This is a genomic window from Azospirillum sp. TSH100, from assembly GCF_004923295.1.
Lineage (GTDB): Bacteria > Pseudomonadota > Alphaproteobacteria > Azospirillales > Azospirillaceae > Azospirillum.
Map to the genome: position 1 here is coordinate 913,683 of NZ_CP039634.1, position 24,755 is coordinate 938,437.

Below are 24,755 nucleotides of genomic sequence, written 5' to 3' on the forward strand. Positions count from 1 at the left end.
GGCCGATTGGATCAGGCAGCCGGTGTTTCCGCCGGACGACCTATCCAAACCTAGATAGGGGCAGCGAGCCCGAAGAGCAAGGACACCATGAATCCCCTGTTGTTGATCCTTCTTCTGCCGATCCTGGAGATCGTCGGATTCATCCAGGTCGGCGATTGGATCGGCGCCGGGCCGACCATCGGGCTGCTGGCCCTGTCAGCAGTGGTGGGCATGCTGCTGGTCCGCCACCAGGGGCTCGCCTCTCTGAGCCGGGCACAGGCGGCGGCGGCGCGGGGGGAGGCACCGATCGGCACCGTGCTGGACGGCTTCTGCGCCGTGCTGGCCGGCATCCTGCTGATCATCCCCGGCTTCCTGACCGACATTCTGGGGATCATGCTGCTCATCCGGCCCTTGCGCCGCGGCATCGGCCGCTGGCTGCTCGGTCGCCTCAGCACCGGGATGCCGGTCTTCACCACCACCGGCAAAGGCGGGTTCGGAGCAGCAGGCTTCGGCCAGGATTTTAGCCGGGATTTTGGCCAGGATGTCGGCGGTGCGGACTTCGGTACAGAAGGTCCCAGACGCGCCGACGATCCGTTCCGTCCCACCCCCGGCGTGATCGACGGCGATTACCGCGACGTCACTCCCGGCGAGAAGGCGGACGACCACGACGCCCCGCGGCTGACCGACTCCCAATGGGGGAAGCACCGTCCGGATGAGCGGCACTGAGCCGCCGGCCGGTAGCTGGTTTCCGGCCGGTGGTTTCCGTTGGCAGGACGGTCGATCCGTGATAGCCAGCCCTTTGGGCGAAGGCACAACCGTCGCGAACCAAATCCCGTCACCTCACATCCGGGTCGGTCCGCCGCCCCTGCCCTGTCTGGGGCCGGGACGCGGACCGGCGATTAGGAGTCCGTTATGTCCGATCAGATGAGCAACGGCGCCGAGCAGCAGCAGACGTCCTCGCTGCCGATGCATGTCCTCGCGCAGTATGTGAAGGACTTCTCCTTCGAGAACCCCAACGCCCCGCAGAGCCTGCTGCCCAACCAGCCGCAGCCGCAGGTGAACATCGGTGTCGACGTCCAGGGCCAGAAGGTCGGCGACGATCTCTACGAACTGACGCTGAACCTGCGTTGCGAAGCCCGCCAGGGCGAGTCCGTCGCCTTCCTGGTCGAGCTGGCCTATGGCGCCCTGTTCCAGTTCCCCGGCCTGCCGGAAGAGCATCACCGCCCGGTCCTGATGATCGAAGGCGCCCGGATGATCTTCCCGTTCGCCCGCGCCATCATCTCCAGCGCTACCCGTGAAGGCGGCTTCCCGCCGCTGATGATCAACCCGATCGACTTCGCAGAGCTGTATCATCGCCAGTCGGCCCAGGAAGCCGCGCCGCAGCAGCCTCCGTTCTGACACAGCAAATCCAGCTGAGTTGGGAAAAAGAAAAGGGCGGGAGACCGAAAGGTCCCCGCCCTTTTTCTGTGCCGCCCTCCCTTAGGAGGGAAAGGCGGCCGGCATGCCCCTATTGGTTCATGCTTTCGAAGAACTCGTTGTTCGACTTTGTGTGCTTCAGCTTGTCGACCAGGAAGTCGACCGCGTCGGTCACGCCCATCGGCATCAGGATACGGCGCAGGATCCACATCTTCGACATCGTGCCCTTGTCGACCAGCAGCTCCTCCTTGCGGGTGCCCGACTTGGAGATGTCGATGGCCGGGAAGGTGCGCTTGTCCGAGAGCTTGCGGTCCAGCACGATTTCCGAGTTGCCGGTTCCCTTGAACTCTTCGAAGATCACCTCGTCCATGCGGCTGCCGGTGTCGATCAGCGCGGTGGCGATGATGGTCAGCGACCCGCCCTCTTCCACGTTGCGGGCGGCACCGAAGAATCGCTTGGGACGTTGCAGGGCGTTGGCGTCGACACCGCCGGTCAGCACCTTGCCCGATGACGGCACCACCGTGTTGTAGGCGCGGGCCAGACGGGTGATGCTGTCCAGCAGGATGACCACGTCACGCTTATGCTCGACCAGGCGTTTGGCCTTCTCGATCACCATTTCCGCGACCTGAACGTGCCGGGTCGCCGGCTCGTCGAAGGTGGAGCTGATGACCTCGCCGCGGACCGAACGGGCCATGTCCGTCACTTCTTCCGGACGCTCGTCGATCAGCAGAACGATCAGATAGGCTTCGGGGTGGTTGGTGGCGACCGAATGGGCGATGTTCTGCAGCATCACCGTCTTGCCGGTGCGCGGCGGCGCCACGATCAGCCCGCGCTGCCCCTTGCCGAGCGGCGCCACCAGATCGACGATGCGCCCGGTGAGGTTCTTCTTGGTCGGGTCCTCAACCTCCATCCGGATGCGTTCTTCCGGGTAGAGCGGCGTCAGATTGTCGAAGTTGATGCGGTGACGGACCTTGTCGGGCGCGTCGAAATTGATGGTGTTGACCTTCAGCAGGGCGAAATAGCGCTCACCGTCCTTCGGTGAGCGGATCTGCCCTTCCACCGTGTCGCCGGTGCGCAGGCCGAAGCGGCGCACCTGGCTGGGGCTGACATAGATGTCGTCAGGACCCGGCAGATAATTGGCCTCTGGCGAGCGCAGGAAGCCGAACCCGTCCTGCAAGACCTCCAGCACGCCGTCGCCGAAGATCGGAATGTCGTTCTCGGCCAGCTGCTTCAGGATCGCGAACATCATGTCCTGCTTGCGCAGCGTGCTCGCGTTCTCGATCTGCAACTCCTCCGCGAACGCCAGCAGTTCGGCGGGGCTTTTGCACTTCAGCTCTTGGAGATGCATCGGATTGCCTGTGAAATCGTCATGCGGGGGAGTGGCCTTGGGGGTGGGGAGTGCCGGAGGGTCCGGCCGACGGCGGCTGGGGGCGGTGGAAGCCGCAACGCGGTCGCGTCGGATGGGCAGCGGGTGGCGCTTCGGCGAAGGCGCGCCAGGGCGTCCGGAAAATGGTCGCACGGGAGCGGATCGCTAGCCACCAGGCCCGGCTCAGGATCAGAGCGTCGGATCGGCAGATGTGGGCGTGGGAGGCCACGGGGCGAAAACCCCGTGGTCCTGACATGGTTATCGGATCGGCGGAGGCAAGTCAAACGAAAGCGAAACCCGCAAAGGTCGCGGATTCCGCTTTTTCCGAAGGATGATAGACCTGGGATTCACCGGCACGCCGGTCAGAACGGCTTGACGATGACAAAGATGACGATGCCGATCATCAGCAGCGTCGGCACCTCGTTGGCGATGCGGTAGAAGCGTTGTGGACGCGTGTTGCGGTCCTCGGCGAACTCCCGGCGCCAGCGGGCCATCATCATGTGGCTGGCGGTCAGCAGCAGCACGAACAGCAGCTTGGCATGCAGCCAACCCTGCTTCATCCATTCCGGCGTCAGCAGGATCATGGTGATGCCGAACACATAGGACGCGATCATCGCCGGGTTCATGATGGCGCGCAGCAGGCGGCGTTCCATCACCTTGAAGGTCTCCGACGCCTCGGATCCGGCCACCACCTGGCAGTGGTAGACGAACAGGCGCGGCAGATAGAGCAGCCCCGCCATCCAGGCGATGATGCTGATGACGTGCAGCGCCTTGATCCATTCGTACAGCACCGGGCGTGTCCCCTCTTGTCTTTGCGGTTCGGCAATTGCGGTTCAGGACCGCGCCTGCGGGCAGCCGGAGAAGTTGGACGGGCAGATCCGGTCGCCCTTCTGCGAACAGATCGCCGCCTTGCCCGCGACAGTCTGCCGCACCAGTTTGGCCAGCCCATCGATGAAGCCGGGATGCACCCCCACCGTCGGCACGCGGGTGAAGTGCGGCACCCCCGCCTCCTTGGCGAGATGGCGGTATTCGACTTCGATCTCCACCAGTGTCTCGGAATGCTCCGAGACGAAGGCCATCGGCACCACAAGGATCGGCACGCCGTCCTGTCCGGCGCGGCGGATCTCGGCGTCGGTGCTGGGACCGATCCACTCCATCGGACCGACGCGGCTCTGGTAACAGTTGATCCAGTCGAGATCGTCGATGCCCAGCGCCGCGGCGATGGATTCAGCGGTCCGCTCGCACTGCCACTGATAGGGGTCGCCAGCGGTCACCACCTTCTTCGGCAGCCCATGCGCGGAGAACAGGACGCGCGGCTTGCCATGGGCACTGGCCGCCTCGTAATGCGGGCGGATCAGGTCCGCCGTGCCGTCGATGAAGCCGGCCTGGGTCGGGTAACAGCACAACAGCTTCGTCGGCGCCGTCAGTCCGACGGTCCGCGCCGCCTCATGCCAAGCCTTGGCACTCGATGCGGTCGTGGTGGTGGAGAATTGCGGATAAAGCGGCAGCAGAACGACCAGATCCGGGGCGTAGGCCTTCACCCGGGCGGCCGTCTCGGCGCTCATCGGGTGCCAGTAGCGCATGGCGATGAAGACCTTGGTCTCCGCCCCCGCAACAGCCGGATCCGCGCCCAGCATGGCTTCCAGTGCCGCCGCCTGGGCTTCCGTGTTCTCCAGCAACGGCGACTTGCCGCCGAGCTGGGCATAGATCGCGGTCGCCGGCTTGGCCCGCCGTCCGCTGATCAGGCTTGCGATCAGGAAGCGGAACGGGTTCGGCAGCCGGATGATGGCCGGATCCGCGAACAGGTTGAACAGGAAGGGCCGCACCGCCTCCGGCGCATCGGGGCCGCCGAGGTTGAACAGCACGACGGCGACGCGCTGCGGCGAGCCGCCGGGGGCCGCATTGGTCGAGGCGGAGGTCTGGGGGAATTGCTGGCTCATGGTGCCCGCTAAACTGGAGCGTCGCCGCCGCTCTGTCCAGACCCCCGCCGTCGCTTTTTCAGCCGCTTAACAGTGATGGCCTCAGCCCTGCCCCGGCCAGTCCCGCAGGATGCGCGTCAGCGCCTCCACATGGGCCGGCGGGGTCGACTGGATGACGCCATGGCCCAGGTTGAACACGAAGGGTCCACCGGCCAACGCCGCCAGGATGTCGTGGGTCGCCGTCTCAAGCGCCTTGCCGCTGGCCGCCAGCATGATCGGATCGAGGTTTCCCTGCACCGGCAACCGCGTCTGGAGGGTCTGCGCCGCCCACACCGGCGGAACGGTGGTGTCGAGCCCGACGGCGTCCACCCCGGACCCGGCGACATACTCCTCATAGGCGTGGCCGGCGCCGCGCGGGAAGCCGATGACCGGCGTGTTCGGGTGCTTCGCCTTCACCAGTGCGACGATCCGCCGCGTCGGCTCGATCACCCAGCGGCGGAACTCGGCCACCGGCAGCACGCCGGCCCAGCTGTCGAACAGCTGCACCGTCTCCGCCCCCGCCTCGATCTGGCGGCAGAGATAGTCGGCGGTCGCCTCGACGATCAGGTCGATCAGCTGACCGAATCCCGCCGGGTCGCCATATGCCCAGCGCTTGACATGGGCATACTCCTTTGAGCCCGCCCCTTCGACCATGTAGCAGGCGATGGTCCAGGGAGCCCCGGCAAAGCCGATCAGCGTCGTCTGCTCGGGAATCGCGGTGGAGAGCCGGCGCACCGTCTCGTAGACCGGCGCCAGCGTCTCGTGGAAGCGGTCGCGCGACAGGCGCTTCAGGTCCTCGACGCTGCGGACCGGATCCAGCTTCGGCCCCTCCCCTTCCAGATAGGCCAGCGGCTGCCCCAGGGCATGCGGCACCACCAGGATGTCGGAGAACAGAATCGCCGCGTCCATGCCGTAGCGGCGCAGCGGCTGCAGGGTGACCTCGACCGCGAAGTCGGGATTGTAGCAGAGGTCGAGGAAGCTGCCCGCCTTGGCCCGCAGCTCGCGATACTCCGGCAGATAGCGCCCGGCCTGACGCATCAGCCAGAAGGGCGGACGCGACCGCACCTCTCCCGCCAGGGCGGCGAGCATCGGCTTCAGGGCAGGCTGGAAAGCCTGATTCTGGACGTCGGAGGTGGTGGCGGACAAGGCGGTGCGTTCCTTGGATTGCGATTCTGGAATCTGAGTCCCTGCGATTCCAGCGCCGATTCCGCGCGGGATTCCGGGACGGGTTTATCCCCTCTTCTTCACTATATTTTTTAAAGGGAGAAAGGAAGAGGATGAGGTGGATGGCTGTGGATAACGGTGATCCCCGACTCAAGAGAATCTATCCACAGATCCGGGAGCTTGTGCAGCCATGTGCGCGGATCTGTGGACGATTCGGAGCACTACCGCCGGAAACGGCGGAAATGCTATAGCTGGACGAACGGGAGTCCCGTGGATAACAGGGCGGACGGGGCCGGATCTTCCCAGCTTCCGAAGCGGTCGGCGGAGTTGTTCCGCCCTTGGCCGTAACGGGGAGGAGGAGTCCCCCAGCCGGGATGAAACGCAGGCGGATCCGGTTGTCCACAGATCTGGGCCGGGTTCTCCACAGAATGTTGGGGACGGATGAAAGAGTTCCACCTACATCTCGTGTCCGATGCGACGGGCGAGACCATCAACAGCGTGGCGCGCGCCTGCGTCATCCAGTTCGACGATGTGCGGCCGATCGAGCATTTCTGGAATCTGGTGCGGACCGACCGCCAGCTCGACCTCGTGCTGGAGGGAATCCGGGACAATCACGGGCTGGTGATGTTCACGCTGGTCGACGAGACGCTGCGCCGCCGGCTCCAGGATTTCTGCCGCGAAATGCAGGTGCCCTGCATTCCCGTGCTCGATCCGCTCATCAACGCGCTCGCCGCCTTCCTGGGCGTGGAATCGCAGCGTCAGCCCGGCCGCCAGCATGTGCTGGACGCCGAGTATTTCAGCCGCATCGACGCCGTCGACTTCGCCCTGTCCCATGACGACGGCCAGTCGAACTGGGACCTGCATGAGGCCGACGTGGTGCTGATCGGCGTGTCGCGCAGTTCCAAGACGCCGACCTGCATCTATCTGGCCAACCGCGGCATCAAGGCGGCCAACATCCCGCTGGTGCCCGGCAGCCCGCTGCCGGCGGAGCTGGATCTGCTGACCCGGCCGCTGATCGTCGGGTTGACCAAGGATCCCGACCGGCTGGTGCAGATCCGCCGCAACCGGCTGAAGCTGCTGAACCAGGGCGAAGGCTCCAGTTATGCCGATCCCGAGGTGGTGCGCTCGGAGGTTCAGGAGGCGCGTCGCCTGTTCAGCCGGCGCGGCTGGCCGGTGATCGACGTCACCCGCCGCTCCATCGAAGAGACGGCGGCCGAGATCATGATGCTGCTCGCCCGCCGCCAGAGCGCCAAATTCAGTCCGGAAGGAAAGAAGACGTGAGCGCGCCGCTTCTGGTGCCCCAACTGGTTTTGGCGTCCGGTTCGCGCACGCGGGCGGCGATGCTGGAGCAGGCCGGCATCAACGCCATCCTCGACAAGCCGCTGGTCGACGAGGACGAGGTGAAGGCTGCCGGCCGGGCCGAGGGTGTCTCCGCCGACATCGTCGCCGAGGCCTTGGCCGAGTTGAAGGCGCAGCGCATCACCCGCCGCCATCCCGGCGCGCTGGTGATCGGCGCCGACCAGATGCTGGACTGCGAGGGGCGCTGGTTCGACAAGCCGGCCGACCGCTCCGCGGCGCGCGCCCAGCTGCTCGATCTGCGCGGTAAGACGCACCGGCTGGTCAGCTGTGCCGTGGTGGTGCGCGACGGTGAGCGGATCTGGCATAAGGTCGACAGCGCCCGGCTGACCATGCGCAACTTCTCCGAAGCCTTTCTCGACGAGTATCTCGATCGCGTCGGCAACGACGTGCTGCACTCGGTCGGCGCCTATCAGCTGGAAGGGCTGGGGGCGCAGCTGTTCCAGCGGGTCGAGGGCGACTTCTTCACCATCCTCGGGCTGCCGCTTCTGCCGCTGCTCGGGTTTCTGCGCGTGCATGGGGTGGGCAAGGAATGACGGCGCTGCATTTTATCAGCGGGAAGGCTAAAATTGCCGGTGTGATGGGTTGGCCGATCGGCCATTCGCGTTCCCCCCGGCTGCATGGCTTCTGGCTGCGGCAGTATGGGATCGATGGCGCCTATGTGCCGCTGGCAGTGGCGCCGGACTGTGCCGAACAGGCGATCCGCGCCCTGCCCGCCCTGGGCTTCCGTGGCTGCAACGTCACCGTCCCGCTGAAGGAGATCGCCTTCCGCACCGTCGATCGGCTGGACGAAACGGCGCGGCGCATGGGGGCGGTCAACACGATCGTGGTGGCGGATGACGGCGCGCTGGTGGGTGGCAACACCGACGGCTTCGGCTTCATCGAGAATCTGCGTGCTGAGCAGCCTGACTGGACGGCGGAGCGTGGCCCGGCGGTGGTGATCGGGGCCGGCGGCGCCGCCCGCGCCGTGGTGGTCGCCCTGCTCGACGCCGGCGCGCCGGAGGTCAGACTGGTCAACCGCACCCGTGCCCGTGCCGAGGAGCTGGCGGCGGATCTGGCTGCGGTCGGTCTGAATGGCGATGGGCTGAGCAGCGGCGTGACGGTGGTCGATTGGGTTTCACGTGAAACCGCCCTGGACGGTGTGTCCCTGCTGGTCAACACCACCACCCAGGGCATGGCCGGACAGCCGGCGCTGGACCTCAGCCTGCGCGCCCTGCCCGTCTCGGCGGTGGTCAACGACATCGTCTATGTGCCGTTGGAAACCCCGCTGCTCGCCGAAGCGAGGACGCGCGGCAATCCGGTGGCCGGCGGCATCGGCATGTTGCTGCATCAGGCCCGTCCGGGCTTCAAGGCCTGGTTCGGGATCGAACCGCAGGTGACGCCGGAATTGACCCGTTACGTCCTGGAAGGTTGAGGCGCGGGCCATGATCGTGCTGGGCCTGACCGGCTCCATCGGCATGGGCAAGAGCACCGCCGCCCGCATGCTGCAGGCGATGGGTGCTCCGGTATGCGATTCCGACGCGGTGGTCCATGGGCTGCTCGCCCGCGGCGGCCGGGCGGTGCCGGCGATCGACGCAGCTTTCCCCGGGGTGGTGGTCGACGGGGTGGTCAGCCGGCCGGCGCTGGGTGCTGCGGTGTTTCGTGACCCGGATGCGCTGAAACGCCTGGAAGCGATCCTGCACCCGATGGTCCAGGCGGCACAGCGCGACTTTCTTGTCCGTGCCGCCCGCTGTGGCGCCAGGATTGCCGTGCTGGACATCCCCTTGCTGTTCGAGACCAATGGCCAGCGGCGGGTCGATGCGACCATCGTCGTCTCGGCTCCCTTCGCCGTCCAGCGCGCCCGTGTGCTGGCCCGGCCGGGCATGACGGCGGAGAAGTTCGCCGGCATCCTCGCCCGCCAGATGCCGGATCCGGAGAAGCGGCGGCGCGCCGACTATGTCGTGCCGACCGGCGCCGGTCGGCTGGTGACGCGGCGGGCGCTTCAGGGCATTGTGCGGGACGTGGTGCGGCGGCCGGGCAGGCATTGGCCGCCGCGCGGCTATCAACCAGGGCAGATCCATCATGCGTGAAATCGTTCTCGACACTGAAACCACTGGCTTCAAGCCGGAGGAGGGTCACCGGCTGGTCGAGATCGGCTGCATCGAGCTGGTCAACCACCTCGCCACCGGCGAACGCTTTCACGTCTATCTCAACCCCGAACGCGACATGCCGCCGGAAGCCTTCGCCGTCCACGGTCTGAGCAGCGAGTTCCTGGCCGACAAGCCGCTGTTCAACGACATTGCCGGGGACTTCGTCGCTTTCATCGGCGACGCACCGTTGGTGATCCACAACGCCGCCTTCGACATGCACTTCCTGAACTGGGAGCTGAAGATCGCCGGCTATCCGGTGATGCCGAAGGACCGCGCCATCGACACGCTGCTGATGGCCCGGCAGAAGTTCCCCGGTTCGCCTGCCACCCTGGATGCGCTGTGCAAACGCTTCGGCGTCGACAACTCCAACCGCACCCTGCACGGCGCGCTGCTCGACGCGCAGCTGTTGGCCGAGGTCTATCTGGAGCTGCTGGGCGGCCGGCAGACCGGCCTGTCCTTTGCCGGCGGCCCGACGGCGAAGAGCGGCCCCACGGGCCCGGTCCGGATCGACCGCCCCTTCCGGGAAGCCCGCGTCTTCGCCGTCAGCGACGAAGAAGCTGCGGCGCATGCGGAGATGCTGAAGAAGATCAAGAACCCGCTTTGGGCGGTGGAGTAAGGGGGACGGATCCGGCACTCCGCCCCCAATCCAAAGTTCTAGGGCACGAGCACCGTCGACCCGGTCGTCGCCCGTGATTCCAGCGCCCGGTGCGCATCGGCGGTGTCCTTCAACGCAAAGCGTTGGTTGACCGTGAAGGTCACGCCGCCATTCTTCACCGCGTCGAACAGATCGGCGGCCGAGGCCATCAGATCTTCCCGCTTGGCGGTGTAGGTTGCCAGCGTCGGCCGGGTCACATAGAGCGACCCCCTCGCCGCCAGCACCCCCAGATCCAGCGGTGCCGGCGCGCCCGAGGCGGCACCGAACAGCACCATCAGTCCGCGCGGTCGCAGACAGTCCAGCCCCTTCAGGAAGGTCGTCTTGCCGACGCCGTCATAGACCACCGGCACGCCCTGCCCGTCCGTCAACTCCTTCACCCGTGCGACGAAGTCCTCGCGGGTGTAGTCGATGGTGTGATGGCAGCCATGGGCCTTGGCCAACTCGGCCTTCTCCTCCGACCCGACGGTGCCGATCACGATGGCGCCGAGATGCCACGCCCAGGAGCACAGCAGCAGCCCAACCCCACCGGCGGCGGCCTGGACCAGGATGGTGTCGCCGGGCTGCACGACATAGGTGCTGCGCAGCAGATACTGTGCGGTCAATCCTTGGAGCAGCGTGGCCGCCGTCGCCTGCTCGTCGAGCCAGCTCGGCAGCGGCACCAGCCGGTCGGCGGCGATCAGCCGGCTCTCGGCATAGGCGCCGATCGACATGGCATAGCCGACGCGGTCACCGGCCTTCAGCGTGGTGACGTCCGGGCCCAGCGCCTCGACCACGCCGGTGCCGGCCATGCCGATCACCGCCGGCAGATCCGGCAGCTTGTAGGCGCCGGAGCGGTGATAGGTGTCGATGTAGTTCAGCCCGACCGCGGTCTGGCGGATGCGCACCTGTCCCGGACCGGGCTCTCCCACCTCGATCTCGTCCCAGCGCAGAACCTCCGGCCCGCCGTGCTCATGGATGCGGATCGCGTGAACCATGGTGGTTGGTTTCCCTTGTCGTTGATCGTTGACTGTCGCTCGGGCCTCAGAGCAGCGCGAACTGCTCGGCTGCTGCACCGTTGCCCTGGCTTATGCCGGCATGCCGGCGCTCCAGCGCCAGCAGCCACGCCTTGGTGTCGAGCCCGCCATGGCCGGAATAGCCTCCGGGCGCTCCGCCGCTCGCCAGCACCCGGTGACAGGGAATGATGATCGGGATCGGGTTGGCGCCGCAGGCGCCGCCGACCGCGCGCGGCCCGCTGCCCAGCATCTTCGCGATCCCGCCATAGGTGGCGGTGCCGCCATAGGGGATCGCCAGCATCGCCTCCCACACGCTTTGCCGGAACGCGGTGCCCGCCGGCTTCAGCGGCAGGTCGAAGCGCTGGAGCCGTCCCATGAAATAAGCCTCAAGCTGGCCCGCAGTCTCGACCAGCAGCGCATCCGGATCGTCCCGTTTGAAGCGGCCCCAGCCAACCGAGGTCAGGGCGGATCCGTCCCCGGTCAGCATCAGGGGACCGAGCGGGCTGTCGATGGAAAGGCACGCCATGGTTTTCTCCCCAAAAGCTCAGCTTTTCCCAAACCTAGTTTTTCTTGGCCAGAAGCACAGCCAGATCCGCGGTCGCCGTCACCGGGGCCGAACAGGTCATGCCGCGGCAGACATAGGCGGTTGCCGCCCCGTCGCGCATCCCTTTCCCCTGTGCCGGATGAGCGGCAGGCAAATCCGCTCCTGGTGTCAGCACGGTCAGGATGCGATTGGGTAGCGAGTGCTCCAGCACCGTCCGGCGCAGCGCTTCCGTCTCCGCTGCCTTGGGCGGTCCGACGATGACGATCTGCACCGGCGCCGTCATCAATTCCACCGCGTTCAGGAAGGTCGGCAGCGGGAAGAAGTTGCGTGTCAACTCGCCGGAGAAGGCGGCCGCGAGTGCTTCGGCGCGGTCGCGATACGCCTCCTCGCCGGTGCGCTGGAACAGCGTGGTCAGCACCGCCAGCATGGTGCCGTTGCCGCTGGGCGTGGCGTTGTCATAGGCCGTCTTGGTCCGGACGATCAGCCCCTCGGCATCGTCGGCGGTGAAGAAATAGCCACCGTTGGTGGCATCCCAGAAATGGGCGTCGAGCGTCGCCACCCAGGTCTTAGCCTGATCGAGAGCCGCTGGATCGCCGGTCGCCTCATGCAGCGCCAGGGCCGCGCGCGCCATGTGGGCATAGTCATCGAGCATGCCGGCATGCTTGCCCTGCCCGTGCCGCCAGCTGTGGCAGAGCCGTCCGTCCATGTCCATACGGTCGCGGACAAAGGCGAAGGCGCGGCCGGCGGCGTCCAGCCATTCCGGCTCATTCAGGGCCAGGGCGGCATGGGTCAGTGCTGCGATCATCAGGCCGTTCCAGTCGGCCAGCACCTTGTCGTCCCAGCCCGGCCGCACCCGTTTCGCCCGCGCCCGCAGCAGGATCTCCCGGCCCTTGGCAAGCGTCGCTTCGATGGCCGCGTCTGCCAGGGTCAGACCGCCCAGGCGGTTGAGGATGGTGACGCCTTCCCAATTGCCCTGGGGAATCACCTCGTAAACGCGCTTAAACGTCGCCAACCCGTCGGCATCCAAAGCCGGGGTCAGCAACCGGTCGACCTCCTCCTCCTTCCAGATGTAAAAGAGCCCTTCTTCGCCTTCGCTGTCGGCGTCGAGCGTCGCGGCGAAACCACCGCCGTCGGCGATCATCTCGCGCAGCAGCCAGCCGACCGTCTCGCGGATGCGCGTCTCCAGCAGCGGATCGCGCGTCTCCTGCCAGACCAGAGTCATCAGGTCGAGCAGTTCGGCATTGTCGTAGAGCATCTTCTCGAAATGCGGCACCAGCCAGCGTTCATCGACCGAGTAGCGGGCGAAGCCGCCGCCGAGATGGTCGTAGATGCCGCCCTGCGCCATGTTGGCCAGCGTATGGGTCACCGCTTCGCGGAACGGCTCGCGCCCGGTGCGCTGCCACGCCCGCCACAGCAGTTCGAACAGCGGCACCTGCGGGAATTTCGGTGCGTTGCCGATGCCGCCATGGATCGGATCGACCTCACGCAGCAACCGTTGCGCCACCTGATCCAACACCCCGGCATCGACCGCGCCGGCCGACCGGTTCTCCCCCATCCCGGCGAGCGCCGATTTCAGCGCGTCGACATTCTTGCCGACCTTGTCCGGCTCCTGGGCATAGGTGCCGGCGATGCCGCGCAGCACCTCGGGGAAGCCGGCACGACCATAGCGCGCGGCTGGCGGGAAATAGGTGCCGCCCCAGAAGGGCTCCGCATCCGGCGTCAGGAACATGGTCAGCGGCCAGCCGCCCTGCTGTCCCAGCAGTGCCAGTGCCGACTGGTAGATGGTGTCGAGGTCCGGCCGCTCTTCCCGATCCACCTTGATGTTGATGAACAGCTCGTTCATCAGCCCGGCGATCCCCGGATTCTCGAAGCTTTCGTGCGCCATCACGTGGCACCAGTGGCAGGCGGCGTAGCCGACCGACAGAAGAACCGGCTTGTTCTCCGCCTTCGCACGGGCGAAGGCCTCCGGACCCCAGGGCATCCAATGCACTGGATTGTCCTTGTGCTGAAGCAGATAGGGGCTCGTCTCCCGGCCCAGCAGGTTCGCGCCCAACGGAGTGGCGGGCATGGCGGTGTCCGATCTGTTGGTGTGTCTTTAGACAATAGGTGGCGCCGGGGTGGCGTTGCGCCAGGGCATCCTATCTGTATAGTGGGGCATGAGCCGCCACGGCGCTCAACCCCAAAATCAACACGGCCAATGCCTGGACCGCTCCCGCACCGGGCGCCGGATCCGGCTCTGGAGGGGGGCCCATGAAAATCACCGTCGACATCGACTGCACGCCGGATGAGGCTCGGCACTTCCTGGGTCTGCCCGACGTGAAGCCGATGCAGGATGCCATGATGCAGGAGATTCAGGAACGGATGCGTTCCAATCTCCAGGCCATGGATCCGGAGACCATGCTGAAGACCTGGCTTCCCGCCGGCATCCAGGGCATGGAACAGATGCAAAAGATGTTTTGGTCCCAGATGGCGTCGGCCCTGGGCCAGGAAGGAAGAAAGTGACCGACCAAACCGTTGAATCTCAGAAACCTTACTTTGAAGCCCATGTCTTCTGCTGCACCAACCGCCGGCCCGACGGGCACAAGCGCGGATCCTGCGCCGCCCACGGGTCGGAGAAGCTGCGCGACTATATGAAGGCCCGAGCCCGCGAACTCGGCTTCGATGGCAAGGTGCGGATCAATTCCGCCGGCTGTCTCGACCGTTGCGAGCTGGGTCCGACGCTGGTGATCTATCCGGAAGGCGTCTGGTACACCTATCACAGCACCGGCGACATCGACGAAATCCTGGAAACCCATCTGGGCGGAGGCCGCCGCGTCGAACGGCTGCTGCTGACGACGGAGCAGCGGGAGCTGCGACCCGAGCAACAGGGCTGATCCTCCGCCGATGTCCACCGACACCATCTACGCGCTTGCCACCGCCCCCGGACGATCCGGTGTGGCGGTGGTTCGCATTTCGGGGGCTGAGGCCGGATCTGCGCTCGCCGCCCTGACTGGCCGCTCCCTGCCTGCGCCGCGCCGTGCCGTGCTGACCAAGCTGCGCGATCCGCGCACCGGCGATGCGCTTGACGACGCGCTGGTCCTGCGCTTCACCGCCCCTGCCAGCTTCACCGGCGAGGATGTGGTGGAACTGCACCTGCATGGCGGCCGCGCCGTCGTCACCGGCGTGATCGAGGCGCTCGCCACCCTGCCCGGCCTGCGGCTGGCCGAGCCCGGCGAGTTCACCCGTCGCGCCTTCGAGAATGGCAAGCTCGACCTGACCGAGGCCGAGGCGGTCGCCGACCTGATCGATGCCGAGACCACCGCTCAGCGGCGGCAGGCCTTGCGGCAGATGGAAGGGGCACTCGGCCGGCTCTATGACGGCTGGCGGGAGCGGCTGACCCGCGCCCTCGCCCACATCGAGGCCGACATCGACTTCGCCGAGGACGATCTGCCCGGCGGTGTCGCTGATGCCGTCCGTCCGGTGGTCGCGGGGCTGGCCGGCGAGATCGCCGCCCATCTCGATGACGGCGGGCGCGGCGAGCGTCTTCGCGAGGGCCTGTACATCGCGATCATCGGTGCGCCGAACGCCGGCAAGTCGAGCCTGTTGAACGCGCTCGCCCGTCGCGACGCCGCCATCGTCTCCGCTCGGGCCGGCACCACCCGGGACATCATCGAAGTGCAGCTCGACCTTGGCGGTTATCCGGTGGTGCTGGCCGACACCGCCGGTCTGCGCGAGGCTGCGGCCGATGAGGTGGAGGAGGAAGGCATCCGCCGCGCCCGTGACCGGGCGGCGCGTGCCGACGTGAAGGTCGCGGTGTTCGATGCCACCACCCTGCCCGATCTCGACCCGGCGACGCTGGAGCTGATCGATGGTGACACAGTGGTGGTGTTCAACAAGACTGACCTCGCGAATGCCACTGATCTGCGCCCGGATCTGTCTGCCATCCTGGTCTCCGCGCAGACCGGTGACGGACTGAAGATGTTGGAGGAAAAGCTGACGGAGTTCAGTGCCGACCGCCTTGCAATCGGTAGCGCGCCGTCACTGACCCGTGCCCGTCACCGGGCGGCGTTGACCGAGTGTCGGGAGTCGCTGATGCGGGCGTTGGAGGCACCATTGCCCGAATTGGCGGCGGAGGATGTTCGCCTCGCCAGCCGGGCGCTCGGGCGTATCACTGGGCGGGTGGATGTGGAAGATTTGCTGGATGTGATCTTCCGGGACTTTTGCATTGGGAAGTGAGGCAGGTGGCAAGTGGTGGGGCTGCAAGCGGGGGCGTGTTTCACGTGAAACAGCACCGACTTGCGGCACTTCTCCCCGCCTCCCTTCTCGCCTTCCCCTTGGATCCCTGCCGCCATTCGGCTATGGTCCCGCGCATGCGGAATTTTGATGTCATCGTTGTCGGCGGCGGTCACGCCGGCTGTGAGGCGGCTGCGGCGGCAGCGCGCATGGGTGCGCGCACGCTCCTGCTGACCCATAAGGTTGAAACCATCGGCGAGATGTCCTGCAACCCCGCCATCGGCGGCTTGGCCAAGGGCCATCTGGTGCGGGAGATCGATGCGCTGGACGGGGTGATGGCAAAGGCCATCGACCGCGGCGGCATCCAGTTCCGTATCCTGAACCGCAGCAAGGGACCCGCCGTCCGCGGACCGCGCGCCCAGGCCGACCGTAAGCTCTATCGTCAGGCGATGCAGGCTCTGCTGGCCGAGCAGGAGAACCTGTTCATCGAAGCCGGCGGTGCCGAGGACCTGATCGTCGAACCCGATGGCAGTTCTTCCGGAGGGCGCATCTCCGGCGTCGTCACCGGGGGCGGCGAGTCCATCCGCGCCGGCGCCGTGGTGCTGACCACCGGCACTTTTCTGCGCGGCCTGATCCACATCGGCGAGGAGCGCACCCCCGCCGGCCGAGTTGGCGAGTCGCCATCTATCGGCTTGTCCGACACGCTGGCCCGTCTTGGCTTCCCGCTCGGCCGTCTGAAGACCGGCACGCCGCCGCGCCTCGATGGCCGTACCATCGATTGGGATGCGCTGGAGAAGCAGCCCGGCGATATGCCGCCGCCGCCCTTCTCCTATATGACCGAGCGGATCGACACGCCGCAGATCGACTGCGCGATCACCTGGACGACGCCGGAAGCCCACGCGCTGATCCGTGCCAACCTGCATCGTGCGCCGATGTATTCCGGCCAGATCACCGGCACCGGTCCGCGCTATTGCCCGTCGATCGAGGACAAGGTCGTCCGCTTCGCCGAGAAGGAGAAGCACCAGATCTTCCTCGAACCGGAGGGGCTGGACGATCCCACCGTCTACCCGAACGGCATCTCGACCTCCCTGCCCCGCGACGTGCAGCTCGGCATTCTCGCCAGCATGCCGGGGCTGGAGAGGGTGACGATGATCCGCCCCGGCTACGCCATCGAATACGACTATGTCGATCCGCGCGAGTTGAAGCCGACGCTGGAGACCCGGCGGGCGCCGCGCCTGTTCCTCGCGGGCCAGATCAACGGCACCACCGGCTATGAGGAAGCGGCGGCCCAAGGGCTGATGGCCGGCATCAACGCCGCGCTGGCGGCGGGCGGCAGCCGCGACGGTTTCGTGCTCGACCGTGCCGATGCCTATATCGGCGTGCTGATCGACGATCTGATCGGCCGCGGCACCAACGAGCCTTACCGGATGTTCACCTCGCGCGCCGAATACCGGCTGCTGCTGCGCGCCGACAATGCCGACCAGCGGCTGACCGCAAAGGGCGTCGCCATCGGCTGTGTCGGGTCTGAACGGCGCGATGTCTTTGCCGCCAAGAGTGCTGCGCTTTCCGCCGGGCGTGCTCTGGTCGCCTCGCTGCAGGCGACGCCGGTCGAACTGTCCCGCCAGGGTGTCGCGGTGAACCAGGATGGCGTGCGCCGCAGTGCTGCCGACCTGCTGCGCTATCCCGACATCGACCTCGCCGCCCTCGCCCGCCTGTGGCCGGAACTGGGTGAGATCGCGCCGGAGATTGCCGAGCAGCTGGAGATCGACGGCAAATATGCCGGCTATCTTGGTCGGCAGGAGGCCGACATCCGCGCCTTCCGCAAGGACGAGTCCCTCGCCCTTCCCGACGATCTCGATGTCGACGGCATCGGCAGCCTGTCCGCCGAAATCCGGCAGAAGCTGCGCCAGTCGCGGCCAGCGACGCTGGGGGCGGCGGCGCGCATCCCCGGCATGACTCCGGCGGCCTTGGTCGCCCTGCTCCGCCACGTGAAGCGTCGCAATGTCGCGTCCTCCGGGGTGGCTGCGGAATGAGCGGGTTCGATGCGGTTGCCTTTCAGGAAGCCACGGGTGTTTCACGTGAAACGCTCGATCGCCTGATCGCGTATGAGGGTCTGCTCCGCAAGTGGCAACCGAAGATCAATCTGGTCGGTCCCTCCACCCTGCCGGATGCCTGGAAGCGTCACTTCCTCGACTCCGCGCAGCTCTATCCGCTGCTGCCGGAAGGCACGTGTGTGCTGGTCGATCTCGGTAGCGGTGCCGGCTTCCCCGGTCTGGTGCTCGCCATTCTCGGTGTGCCGCAGGTCCATCTGATCGAGAGCGACGTGCGCAAATGCGCCTTCCTGCGCGAGGTCGCCCGGGTCTGCGAAGCGTCGGTCACCGTCCATACCAAGCGGATCGAGACCGTCACCGGTATCGACGCCGATATCGTCACCGCCCGTGCACTTGCACCGCTGACCGACCTGTTCGGTTGGGCCCATCCCTTCATCGGCTCGCGTGGCAAGTGCCTGTTCCTGAAGGGTGCGGCGCTGGACGATGAATTGACCGCCGCACTGCAATATTGGACACTGGGGGCCGAGCGATTTGACAGCCGCACCGATCCGAGTGGAACCATCCTGCGTGTGAGTGACCTTGAGCGTGCGTGAAAACCGTGCCTGACACACTCTCTCCGCCCTTCTCCCGCCAACCGGACTCCCGAGAGGCTGCCATGTCTGCCGTCACCCGTCCCCTTGCCCGTGTGGTTGCAATTGCCAACCAGAAGGGCGGCGTGGGCAAGACCACGACGACGATCAACCTTGCCACCGCGCTCGCCGTCATCGGCAAGCGGGTGCTGGTCATCGACCTCGATCCGCAGGGCAATGCGTCGACCGGTCTCGGCATCCCGCGGTCCGACCGCCGTGTCGGCATCTATGATGTTTTGTTCGACGATGTCTCGCTTGAGGAAGCCGCTACCCCCTCCTCCGTGCCGAACCTGTCGATCATCACCTCGTCGGTCGACCTGTCGGGTGCGGAGATCGAACTGGTCGGTGCCGAACGCCGCGAATTCCGTCTACGCGAGGCGGTCGCCAACAGCGCGCTTGAATACGATTACGTCCTGATCGACTGTCCGCCGGCGTTGGGCCTGCTGACGCTGAACGCGCTGGTCGCGTCGCATGCGGTGATGGTCCCTCTGCAGTGCGAGTTCTACGCGCTGGAAGGTCTCAGCCATCTGGTCCGCACCATCGAGCGGGTGAAGCGCGCCTTCAACCCGAACCTCGACATTCACGGCGTCGTGCTGACCATGTTCGACAAGCGCAACAACCTGTCGGACATGGTGGCGGCGGACGTCCGCGGCTTCTTCGGGGAGAAGGTGTACGACACCGTGATCCCGCGCAACGTCAAGGTGTCGGAGGCGCCGTCCCACGGCAAGCCGGTGCTGATCTACGACATGCGCTGCCCCGGTTCCCAGGCCTACATCCATCTGGCGGGCGAGGTGCTTCGCCGTGAGAAGAGACTGACCGCATGATCGACGACACCAAACAAGGCGGCGCCCGCCGCGCCAGCCTGGGCCGCGGCCTGTCCGCTCTGTTCGGCGAAGCGACCGAGGATTACTCGGCGCTCGACAAGGTGCGGCAGTCCAAGCAGGTGCCGATCGAGTTCGTCCACCCCGGCAAGTACCAGCCGCGGCGGAAGTTCGACGACGAGGCGATCCAGGGCCTCGTCGAGTCCATTCGCGACAAAGGCATTCTCCAGCCGCTGCTGGTCCGCCGCGACGGCGAGGATGCCAATTCCTATGAGCTGATCGCCGGCGAACGCCGCTGGCGCGCGGCGCAGATCGCCGGCCTGCATGAAGTGCCGGTCATCATCCGCGATCTCAGCGACCGCGAGGCGCTGGAAATCGCGCTGATCGAGAACATCCAGCGCCAGGATCTGACCCCTCTGGAAGAGGCTGAGGGCTATCGGCGCCTGATGGAGGAGTTCGAACACACGCAGGAGGATCTGGCCCGCGCCGTCGGCAAGAGCCGCAGCCATGTCGCCAACATGATGCGCCTGCTGGCCCTGCCGGAGCCGGTCAAGTCGATGGTGCAGGACGGCGCATTGACCGCCGGCCATGCCCGCGCCCTGCTGACCGCCCCGGATCCGGCCGCCGTCGCCCGCGAGGTGGTCACCCGCGGCCTGAACGTGCGCCAGACCGAAGACCTGATGCGCGGCGACCAGCCCAAGGCGAAGAAGGGCAAGGCCGCGATTGGCGGTTCCGGATCCGCGCCTGCGATGAAGGACGTCGACCTGATCAATCTGGAGGAGGAAATCTCCGCCCGCATCGGGTTGAAGGTCGCCATCAATCCGCAGGGTCAGCGCGGGACGATCACCATCCACTACCAGACGCTCGACCAGCTGGACGACGTGCTGCACCGGCTGGGCGGGGAAGAGTAACAGGCCCGATGGGGGCGGGCCGTTTGCCCCCTACCCCCTCACCTTCCCGAAGTCGATATAGCGATAGATCAGCCCATTTTCTTCCATGGGCGCGCTCGACCACACTTCCGCCCAGTCCGCTCCGATCGGCGGCATCAGCGTGTCGCCGTCGACCGCGCTTTCGATGCGGGTCAGGTGCAGGCTGTCGGCAATCGGCATCGTCTCGCGGAACAGGGCGGCGCCGCCAATGACGCAGAGTTCGGCAGCGCCGGACTCCTGCGCCCACGACACCGCCGCACCCAGCCCGTTGAACCAGCGGGCGCCGTCCTTTTCGCCGACTTCGGCCTGACGGCTGATCACCAGATTGTCCCGGCCGGGAAGCGGACGGCGCGGCAGGGACTCCCAGGTCTTCCGACCCATCAGGATCGGTTTGCCCATCGTCAGTTCCCTGAACCGGCGCAGGTCGCTGGGAAGGGTCCACGGAAGCCGGCCATCGTGGCCGATCACGTCGTTCGTTGCGGCGGCGACGATCAGAGTGATGAGCATCCCATGCCCTTTCCCTGCTGGAGCTGACCGATTTTACGTCAGAATTGCGCCGAGCACCGCATTCAGACGCTGTAGCCCCTCCGGTGTGGCAACCAGACGGTCGGCATCGCGGGCCAGGAAACCGCCGTCGATCAGGCGGGACAGGGCCGCCGGATCGACGACATCGTCCAGTGTCCGGCCGGTTTCCTCCGTCAGGCGGGCAAGCCGCACGCCTTCGGTCAGGCGCAGCCCCATCATCAGCAGCTCGGTCCCGCGGGCGTCCCGGTCGATGGGATCGGGAGCGGCGGCGCCATGGCCGTCGCGCTCCACCCGCTCCAGCCAGATTTCCGGGGCACGGTGGGCACGGGTGGCGAACTTCTCGCCGTCCAGCGTCAGCCGGCCATGGGCACCGGGACCGATGCCGACATAGTCGCCATAGCGCCAGTAGGTCAGGTTGTGGCGGCTTTCCTCGCCCGGACGGGCATGGTTGGAGATCTCGTAGGCCGGCAGCCCGGCCGCCGTCAGCTGGCTCTGCGTCGCCTCATAGAGATCGCCGGCCAGATCATCGTCGGGCAGCACCAGATCGCCGCGGGCATGGAGCGGATAGAAGGCCGTGCCCTGCTCGATGGTCAACTGATAGACCGAGAGGTGGCCGACCGCATACTCCAGCGCTTGCGCCAGCTCCGCCTGCCAGGCCGCCACCGTCTGGCCGGGACGGGCATAGATCAGGTCGAAGGAGAAGCGGCCGAAAGTCCGTGCCGCCAGCTCGATGGCGCCGGTCGCCTCCGCCGCGTTGTGCTCACGGCCGAGGAACTTCAGGCTGGTATCGTCCAGCGCCTGGATGCCCAGCGAAACGCGGTTGATCCCGGCGCTGCGGAAGGCGCGGAACTTGTCGGCTTCGACGGAGGTCGGGTTGGCCTCCAGCGTCACCTCCAGCCCATCGGCGACCGTCCAGCGCCGGGCGATGCGGTCGACGATGGCGCCGACGGTGGAAGGCTCCATCAGCGACGGGGTGCCACCGCCGAAGAAGATCGAGGTGACGGTGCGGCCGGCGGTCAGGTCGGCGTAATGGTCCAGCTCGCGCAGCAGCCCGGCCCGCCAGCGGTCGTGATCGACCCGCTCGCGGACATGGCTGTTGAAATCGCAGTAGGGGCACTTCGACTTGCAGAAGGGCCAATGGACGTAGATGGCAAAACCAGGATCTGAACCACTCACCGGAAGCACCGCTCCACCAGCTGGCGGAAGGCGTCGGCGCGGTGGCTCATCTCGTGCTTCCTGGCCGGATCCATCTCGCCGAAGGTCAGCCCATGGCCGTCGGGCAGGAACATCGGGTCGTAGCCGAAGCCATGCGGTCCCCGCGGCGGCCACACCAGTGTGCCGGTGCAGCGGCCCTCCACACTCTCGACATAGCCGTCCGGCCAAGCGAGCGACAGGGCACAGACGAAATAGGCGCTGCGGTCGGTCTTGCCGGCAAGACCGTCCTCGACCTTCCGCATCGCCATGGCGAAGTCCTTGGTCGGGCCGGCCCAGCGGGCGGAGTAGATGCCGGGATCGCCGTTCAGCGCCGGCACCACCAGCCCGCTGTCGTCGGCGAGCGCCACATGGCCGGCGGCGGCCGCGGCCTTGGCCTTGAGTTCGGCGTTGGCAATGAAGCTGGTGCCGGTTTCCTCAGGTTCGGGCAGGCCCAGCTCCCCGGCCGCGGTGAAGGTGGCGACATAGGGGCCGAGCAGATCGGCGATCTCGCGCACCTTGCCCTTGTTGTGGCTGGCGATGACGAGCGTGTCACCGGTGAAGCGGCGGGGAGCGGACATGGTTATGACCCTCTGGCTGAAACGGTCTTACTTGATGCCGAGAACCTGCTTCTGCAACGCCACCAGCTCGGTCACGCCCTTGCGGGCGAGCGCCAGCAGCTCCATGAACTGCGGCTCGGAGAAGGGGGTTTCCTCGGCGGTGCCCTGGATTTCGACGATGCCGGCCTTGCCGGTCAGGACGAAGTTGGCATCGGCCTGCGCCTTGGAATCCTCGTCGTAATCGAGGTCGAGCACGGCGTTGCCCTGATAGAGGCCGCAGGAGACGGCGGCGACCTGATCGGTCAGCGGCATGGTCTTGAGCGCGCCGATCTGCATCAGATGCTGGAAGGCCAGATGCAGGGCGACATAGCTGCCGGTGATGGCGGCGGTGCGGGTGCCGCCGTCGGCCTGGATCACGTCGCAGTCGATCTTGATCTGCTTCTCGCCCATCGCCGAGCGGTCGGTGACGGCACGCAGGGCGCGGCCGATCAGGCGCTGGATTTCCTGGGTGCGGCCGGACTGCTTGCCCTTGGCCGCCTCGCGGTCGCTGCGGCTGTGGGTGGAGCGCGGCAGCATGCCGTATTCGGCGGTGACCCAGCCCAGCCCGGTGTTCTTCAGGAAGCGCGGCACCGTTTCGTCGACGCTGGCGGTGCACAGCACATGCGTGTTGCCGAAACGCACCATGCAGGACCCCTCGGCATAACGGCTGAAGCCGGGTTCGAGGGAGACGGTGCGCAGTTGGTCGAAGGCGCGGCCGGAGGGGCGCATGGGCATCATTCCGAAGGTCGTTTGCAGATCGGCGGCAAGCTAACGGCTCTGCCCCGCCCCGTCCAGCGCGGTGTCCTCCAGTACGGTGTCCGTGACCATCGGGGCAGGCGAAGGCGGCACTGCCGGGCGCGTCGCCCGCTCCAGCCACAGCGTCAGCACGGGAATGGCAAGCCCGATGGCGATGGAGACGGTGGCCATGGTCGAGACATGCTCCAGCCGGCCGTCAGGCGCGTTGGTCAGGATCTCCGCCGACAGGAAGGCGCCGAAGGCGGAGCTGAGATGCTGGACCGCCGACACCAGGGCCATGAAGCCGGCCCGCTCCTGCGGGTCCGGCACGCGGGAGAAGGCGGCGCCGTTGGCGACCATGCGGACGCCGACGAAGGTCATGAAGAACGGGAACAGCCCCAGCACCGGCATCCAGGGACGGTAGCCGATGAAGGCGGTGAAGATCACGACGCTCAACCCCACGGTCGCCGCGAAGGTGATGGCGCTGGACCCATGGCGGTCGACCAGCCGGCCGGCCCAGCGCGAGGCGAAGAAACTCAGCGTGCCGCCGGTCATGTACACCAGGCTGAGATGGTCGCGCGGGAAGCCCAGATTGCCCTGCACATAGGCGGCGATGTTGGGGACGATCATGAATTGCTGGACCTGCACCAGCGCCACGGTGGCGTAGGCCAGCCAGACCTTGCGGCGCGACAGCAGCGCCGTCATCCGCACCCACGCGCCGGTCTCCACCCCCGCTGCGGCGGTCAGATGGCCGCGCTGCGGCGGAAGGATTGCGATGGCGGCGATGGCGACGACCAGCCCGGCAAAGGCCACCGCGAAGAAAGGCAGACGCCAGCCGCCATAGAGCGCCAGTTCCAGCCCCACCGGCACCCCGGCGATGGCCGACAGCGAAAAGGCCGACATGACGGCTCCCATCGCCTGCCCGCGCCGCTGCGGCGCCACCCGGTCGGTCAGCGTCGCGATGGCGACCGCGACGGCGGGACCGCCGAACAGCCCGGCCAGCACGCGCGCCGCCAGCAGTGACGGGAAGTCCCAGGCCAGACCGCCGAGCGCCGTGGAGACGATCAGCCCGGCCATCGCGACGGCAAGCGCCCGGCGCCGGTCGAAGCGGTCGAGCAGCATCGACCCGATCAGCCCCGCCACCGCGGCGGCGGCGGTGTAGCTGCCGCCGATATAGCCGATGTGTGCCGCCGGGATGCCAAGCGCCCGCGCGAAGTCGGGGCCGAGCGGCATCACCATCATGAAATCCAGGATGTTGATGAACTGCACCGCCGCGATGACCAGCGTGATGCGGCGTTCGTCGGGCGTCAGCGCGGTGGGGGCCGAAGGGCGTGTGGCCAGGGACAAGGCGGGGGCTCCGGCGGAGGCGGAAATCGCATGATTTCGGGGTTGCACTGCATGGTAACAGCCTCCGCCCGGCCTTCCCAAACGCCATGGTCATGCAAGGCGAGCGCAGCAGATAGGACGCAATCCCAACTGAATGTGTCTCCAATCGTCAAAAAAG

The 24,755-nt window shown here is 66.8% G+C and carries 26 protein-coding genes; 14 read left to right on the forward strand and 12 right to left on the reverse strand.

Annotation, left to right across the window (positions count from 1 at the left end; translation table 11 throughout):
- The first annotated feature begins 87 nt into the window (after positions 1-87).
- Both E6C72_RS04400 and secB read left to right on the forward strand, forming a co-directional pair.
- The gene (locus E6C72_RS04400) at positions 88-705 is read left to right on the forward strand and encodes an FxsA family protein (RefSeq protein WP_109084904.1); all 618 of its coding nucleotides are present in this window, start codon (positions 88-90) and stop codon (positions 703-705) included.
- Between the two features lie 186 nt (positions 706-891).
- Complete coding sequence (gene secB / locus E6C72_RS04405) at positions 892-1,377, forward strand: protein-export chaperone SecB (protein ID WP_109084903.1); 486 nt, start codon at positions 892-894, stop codon at positions 1,375-1,377.
- 109 nt (positions 1,378-1,486) lie between these two features.
- On the opposite strand, the gene rho is transcribed toward secB, so the two are convergent.
- The 4 genes from rho to hemE all read right to left on the reverse strand — a co-directional run bounded on the left by rho (position 1,487) and on the right by hemE (position 5,808).
- Positions 1,487-2,743 (reverse strand): transcription termination factor Rho, encoded by a 1,257-nt coding sequence (rho, locus tag E6C72_RS04410; RefSeq protein ID WP_014249179.1) that lies wholly within the window; start codon positions 2,741-2,743, stop codon positions 1,487-1,489.
- Between the two features lie 380 nt (positions 2,744-3,123).
- The gene (gene hemJ / locus E6C72_RS04415; RefSeq protein WP_109084902.1) at positions 3,124-3,552 is read right to left on the reverse strand and encodes a protoporphyrinogen oxidase HemJ; all 429 of its coding nucleotides are present in this window, start codon (positions 3,550-3,552) and stop codon (positions 3,124-3,126) included.
- Positions 3,553-3,594: 42 nt separating this feature from the next.
- A complete protein-coding gene (gene hemH, locus E6C72_RS04420) occupies positions 3,595-4,701 on the reverse strand; it encodes a ferrochelatase (RefSeq protein WP_109084901.1) in 1,107 nt (368 codons plus the stop codon).
- Positions 4,702-4,782: 81 nt separating this feature from the next.
- Positions 4,783-5,808 carry a uroporphyrinogen decarboxylase gene (gene hemE / locus E6C72_RS04425; RefSeq protein WP_109084943.1) on the reverse strand — a complete coding sequence of 342 codons (1,026 nt, stop codon included), beginning with the start codon at positions 5,806-5,808 and terminating at the stop codon, positions 4,783-4,785.
- A 516-nt stretch (positions 5,809-6,324) separates the two neighbouring features.
- On the opposite strand from hemE, the gene E6C72_RS04430 reads away from it, so the two are divergent.
- From E6C72_RS04430 to dnaQ, 5 genes are read left to right on the forward strand one after another with little or no spacing between them, the layout of a single operon-like run.
- Positions 6,325-7,164 carry a pyruvate, water dikinase regulatory protein gene (locus tag E6C72_RS04430; RefSeq protein WP_109084900.1) on the forward strand — a complete coding sequence of 280 codons (840 nt, stop codon included), beginning with the start codon at positions 6,325-6,327 and terminating at the stop codon, positions 7,162-7,164.
- On the forward strand, positions 7,161-7,775 hold the full coding sequence (locus E6C72_RS04435; protein WP_109084899.1) for a nucleoside triphosphate pyrophosphatase: 615 nt from the start codon (positions 7,161-7,163) through the stop codon (positions 7,773-7,775). Before E6C72_RS04430 ends, E6C72_RS04435 begins: the two co-directional genes overlap by 4 nt.
- The gene (locus E6C72_RS04440) at positions 7,772-8,653 is read left to right on the forward strand and encodes a shikimate dehydrogenase (RefSeq protein ID WP_109084898.1); all 882 of its coding nucleotides are present in this window, start codon (positions 7,772-7,774) and stop codon (positions 8,651-8,653) included. Before E6C72_RS04435 ends, E6C72_RS04440 begins: the two co-directional genes overlap by 4 nt.
- Positions 8,654-8,663: 10 nt before the next feature.
- Positions 8,664-9,308 carry a dephospho-CoA kinase gene (gene coaE / locus E6C72_RS04445; RefSeq protein ID WP_109084897.1) on the forward strand — a complete coding sequence of 215 codons (645 nt, stop codon included), beginning with the start codon at positions 8,664-8,666 and terminating at the stop codon, positions 9,306-9,308.
- Positions 9,301-9,984 (forward strand): DNA polymerase III subunit epsilon, encoded by a 684-nt coding sequence (gene dnaQ, locus E6C72_RS04450; protein WP_109084896.1) that lies wholly within the window; start codon positions 9,301-9,303, stop codon positions 9,982-9,984. Before coaE ends, dnaQ begins: the two co-directional genes overlap by 8 nt.
- 38 nt (positions 9,985-10,022) lie before the next feature.
- Here the strand turns inward: dnaQ and E6C72_RS04455 are convergent, their stop codons facing one another.
- Genes E6C72_RS04455 through E6C72_RS04465 form a run of 3 tightly spaced genes read right to left on the reverse strand, consistent with a single transcriptional unit; the run spans position 10,023 to position 13,627 of the window.
- Positions 10,023-10,997, reverse strand: coding sequence for a quinone oxidoreductase (locus tag E6C72_RS04455; protein WP_109084895.1), 975 nt, complete (start codon positions 10,995-10,997; stop codon positions 10,023-10,025).
- 46 nt (positions 10,998-11,043) lie between these two features.
- Positions 11,044-11,541 (reverse strand): methylated-DNA--[protein]-cysteine S-methyltransferase, encoded by a 498-nt coding sequence (locus tag E6C72_RS04460; protein ID WP_109084894.1) that lies wholly within the window; start codon positions 11,539-11,541, stop codon positions 11,044-11,046.
- A gap of 34 nt (positions 11,542-11,575) precedes the next feature.
- Positions 11,576-13,627 carry a thioredoxin domain-containing protein gene (locus E6C72_RS04465; RefSeq protein ID WP_109084893.1) on the reverse strand — a complete coding sequence of 684 codons (2,052 nt, stop codon included), beginning with the start codon at positions 13,625-13,627 and terminating at the stop codon, positions 11,576-11,578.
- A gap of 182 nt (positions 13,628-13,809) precedes the next feature.
- Here E6C72_RS04465 and E6C72_RS04470 point away from each other — a divergent pair, with 182 nt between their 5' ends.
- The 7 genes from E6C72_RS04470 (at position 13,810) to E6C72_RS04500 (ending at position 20,183) form a co-directional block, all read left to right on the forward strand.
- Positions 13,810-14,061, forward strand: a complete 252-nt coding sequence (locus tag E6C72_RS04470) for a DUF6489 family protein (protein ID WP_109084892.1) — start codon at positions 13,810-13,812, stop codon at positions 14,059-14,061.
- Positions 14,058-14,432 (forward strand): ferredoxin, encoded by a 375-nt coding sequence (locus E6C72_RS04475; protein WP_109084891.1) that lies wholly within the window; start codon positions 14,058-14,060, stop codon positions 14,430-14,432. Before E6C72_RS04470 ends, E6C72_RS04475 begins: the two co-directional genes overlap by 4 nt.
- A gap of 10 nt (positions 14,433-14,442) precedes the next feature.
- Positions 14,443-15,774 (forward strand): tRNA uridine-5-carboxymethylaminomethyl(34) synthesis GTPase MnmE, encoded by a 1,332-nt coding sequence (mnmE, locus tag E6C72_RS04480; protein WP_109084890.1) that lies wholly within the window; start codon positions 14,443-14,445, stop codon positions 15,772-15,774.
- Between the two features lie 134 nt (positions 15,775-15,908).
- Positions 15,909-17,804 carry a tRNA uridine-5-carboxymethylaminomethyl(34) synthesis enzyme MnmG gene (gene mnmG, locus E6C72_RS04485; protein ID WP_169055124.1) on the forward strand — a complete coding sequence of 632 codons (1,896 nt, stop codon included), beginning with the start codon at positions 15,909-15,911 and terminating at the stop codon, positions 17,802-17,804.
- Positions 17,801-18,415, forward strand: coding sequence for a 16S rRNA (guanine(527)-N(7))-methyltransferase RsmG (gene rsmG / locus E6C72_RS04490; protein ID WP_109084888.1), 615 nt, complete (start codon positions 17,801-17,803; stop codon positions 18,413-18,415). Before mnmG ends, rsmG begins: the two co-directional genes overlap by 4 nt.
- Before the next feature lie 62 nt (positions 18,416-18,477).
- Positions 18,478-19,275: a ParA family protein gene (locus E6C72_RS04495; RefSeq protein ID WP_063635622.1), complete on the forward strand. Its 798-nt coding sequence runs from the start codon at positions 18,478-18,480 to the stop codon at positions 19,273-19,275.
- Entirely contained in the window at positions 19,272-20,183 is a 912-nt protein-coding gene (locus E6C72_RS04500; protein WP_109084887.1) for a ParB/RepB/Spo0J family partition protein, read from the forward strand. The genes E6C72_RS04495 and E6C72_RS04500 overlap by 4 nt, the downstream gene beginning before the upstream one ends.
- Before the next feature lie 30 nt (positions 20,184-20,213).
- On the opposite strand, the gene E6C72_RS04505 is transcribed toward E6C72_RS04500, so the two are convergent.
- The 5 genes from E6C72_RS04505 to E6C72_RS04525 are packed head-to-tail and all read right to left on the reverse strand — an operon-like array spanning position 20,214 to position 24,598.
- Positions 20,214-20,708 carry a dihydrofolate reductase gene (locus tag E6C72_RS04505; RefSeq protein WP_109084886.1) on the reverse strand — a complete coding sequence of 165 codons (495 nt, stop codon included), beginning with the start codon at positions 20,706-20,708 and terminating at the stop codon, positions 20,214-20,216.
- 33 nt (positions 20,709-20,741) lie between these two features.
- Positions 20,742-21,911, reverse strand: a complete 1,170-nt coding sequence (gene hemW / locus E6C72_RS04510) for a radical SAM family heme chaperone HemW (RefSeq protein ID WP_109084885.1) — start codon at positions 21,909-21,911, stop codon at positions 20,742-20,744.
- Entirely contained in the window at positions 21,899-22,498 is a 600-nt protein-coding gene (rdgB, locus tag E6C72_RS04515; protein ID WP_109084884.1) for an RdgB/HAM1 family non-canonical purine NTP pyrophosphatase, read from the reverse strand. Before rdgB ends, hemW begins: the two co-directional genes overlap by 13 nt.
- 27 nt (positions 22,499-22,525) lie before the next feature.
- Positions 22,526-23,245: a ribonuclease PH gene (gene rph, locus E6C72_RS04520; RefSeq protein ID WP_109084942.1), complete on the reverse strand. Its 720-nt coding sequence runs from the start codon at positions 23,243-23,245 to the stop codon at positions 22,526-22,528.
- Between the two features lie 39 nt (positions 23,246-23,284).
- Entirely contained in the window at positions 23,285-24,598 is a 1,314-nt protein-coding gene (locus tag E6C72_RS04525) for an MFS transporter (protein WP_199228711.1), read from the reverse strand.
- Between the last annotated feature and the right edge of the window lie 157 nt (positions 24,599-24,755).

Bases quoted from the DNA above. Each gene is read 5' to 3' on its own strand.
- E6C72_RS04400 (WP_109084904.1), top strand. From the start codon at position 88: ATGAATCCCCTGTTGTTGATCCTTCTTCTGCCGATCCTGGAGATCGTC.
- E6C72_RS04500 (WP_109084887.1), top strand. From the start codon at position 19,272: ATGATCGACGACACCAAACAAGGCGGCGCCCGCCGCGCCAGCCTGGGC.
- rsmG (WP_109084888.1), top strand. From the start codon at position 17,801: ATGAGCGGGTTCGATGCGGTTGCCTTTCAGGAAGCCACGGGTGTTTCA.
- dnaQ (WP_109084896.1), top strand. From the start codon at position 9,301: ATGCGTGAAATCGTTCTCGACACTGAAACCACTGGCTTCAAGCCGGAG.
- coaE (WP_109084897.1), top strand. From the start codon at position 8,664: ATGATCGTGCTGGGCCTGACCGGCTCCATCGGCATGGGCAAGAGCACC.
- hemE (WP_109084943.1), bottom strand. From the start codon at position 5,808: ATGCTCGCCGCCCTGGCGGGAGAGGTGCGGTCGCGTCCGCCCTTCTGG.
- E6C72_RS04440 (WP_109084898.1), top strand. From the start codon at position 7,772: ATGACGGCGCTGCATTTTATCAGCGGGAAGGCTAAAATTGCCGGTGTG.
- rph (WP_109084942.1), bottom strand. From the start codon at position 23,245: ATGCGCCCCTCCGGCCGCGCCTTCGACCAACTGCGCACCGTCTCCCTC.
- rdgB (WP_109084884.1), bottom strand. From the start codon at position 22,498: ATGTCCGCTCCCCGCCGCTTCACCGGTGACACGCTCGTCATCGCCAGC.
- rho (WP_014249179.1), bottom strand. From the start codon at position 2,743: ATGCATCTCCAAGAGCTGAAGTGCAAAAGCCCCGCCGAACTGCTGGCG.
- E6C72_RS04465 (WP_109084893.1), bottom strand. From the start codon at position 13,627: ATGCCCGCCACTCCGTTGGGCGCGAACCTGCTGGGCCGGGAGACGAGC.
- E6C72_RS04460 (WP_109084894.1), bottom strand. From the start codon at position 11,541: ATGGCGTGCCTTTCCATCGACAGCCCGCTCGGTCCCCTGATGCTGACC.
- E6C72_RS04455 (WP_109084895.1), bottom strand. From the start codon at position 10,997: ATGGTTCACGCGATCCGCATCCATGAGCACGGCGGGCCGGAGGTTCTG.
- E6C72_RS04470 (WP_109084892.1), top strand. From the start codon at position 13,810: ATGAAAATCACCGTCGACATCGACTGCACGCCGGATGAGGCTCGGCAC.
- E6C72_RS04495 (WP_063635622.1), top strand. From the start codon at position 18,478: ATGTCTGCCGTCACCCGTCCCCTTGCCCGTGTGGTTGCAATTGCCAAC.
- hemH (WP_109084901.1), bottom strand. From the start codon at position 4,701: ATGAGCCAGCAATTCCCCCAGACCTCCGCCTCGACCAATGCGGCCCCC.
- mnmG (WP_169055124.1), top strand. From the start codon at position 15,909: ATGCGGAATTTTGATGTCATCGTTGTCGGCGGCGGTCACGCCGGCTGT.
- secB (WP_109084903.1), top strand. From the start codon at position 892: ATGTCCGATCAGATGAGCAACGGCGCCGAGCAGCAGCAGACGTCCTCG.
- E6C72_RS04505 (WP_109084886.1), bottom strand. From the start codon at position 20,708: ATGCTCATCACTCTGATCGTCGCCGCCGCAACGAACGACGTGATCGGC.
- mnmE (WP_109084890.1), top strand. From the start codon at position 14,443: ATGTCCACCGACACCATCTACGCGCTTGCCACCGCCCCCGGACGATCC.
- E6C72_RS04430 (WP_109084900.1), top strand. From the start codon at position 6,325: ATGAAAGAGTTCCACCTACATCTCGTGTCCGATGCGACGGGCGAGACC.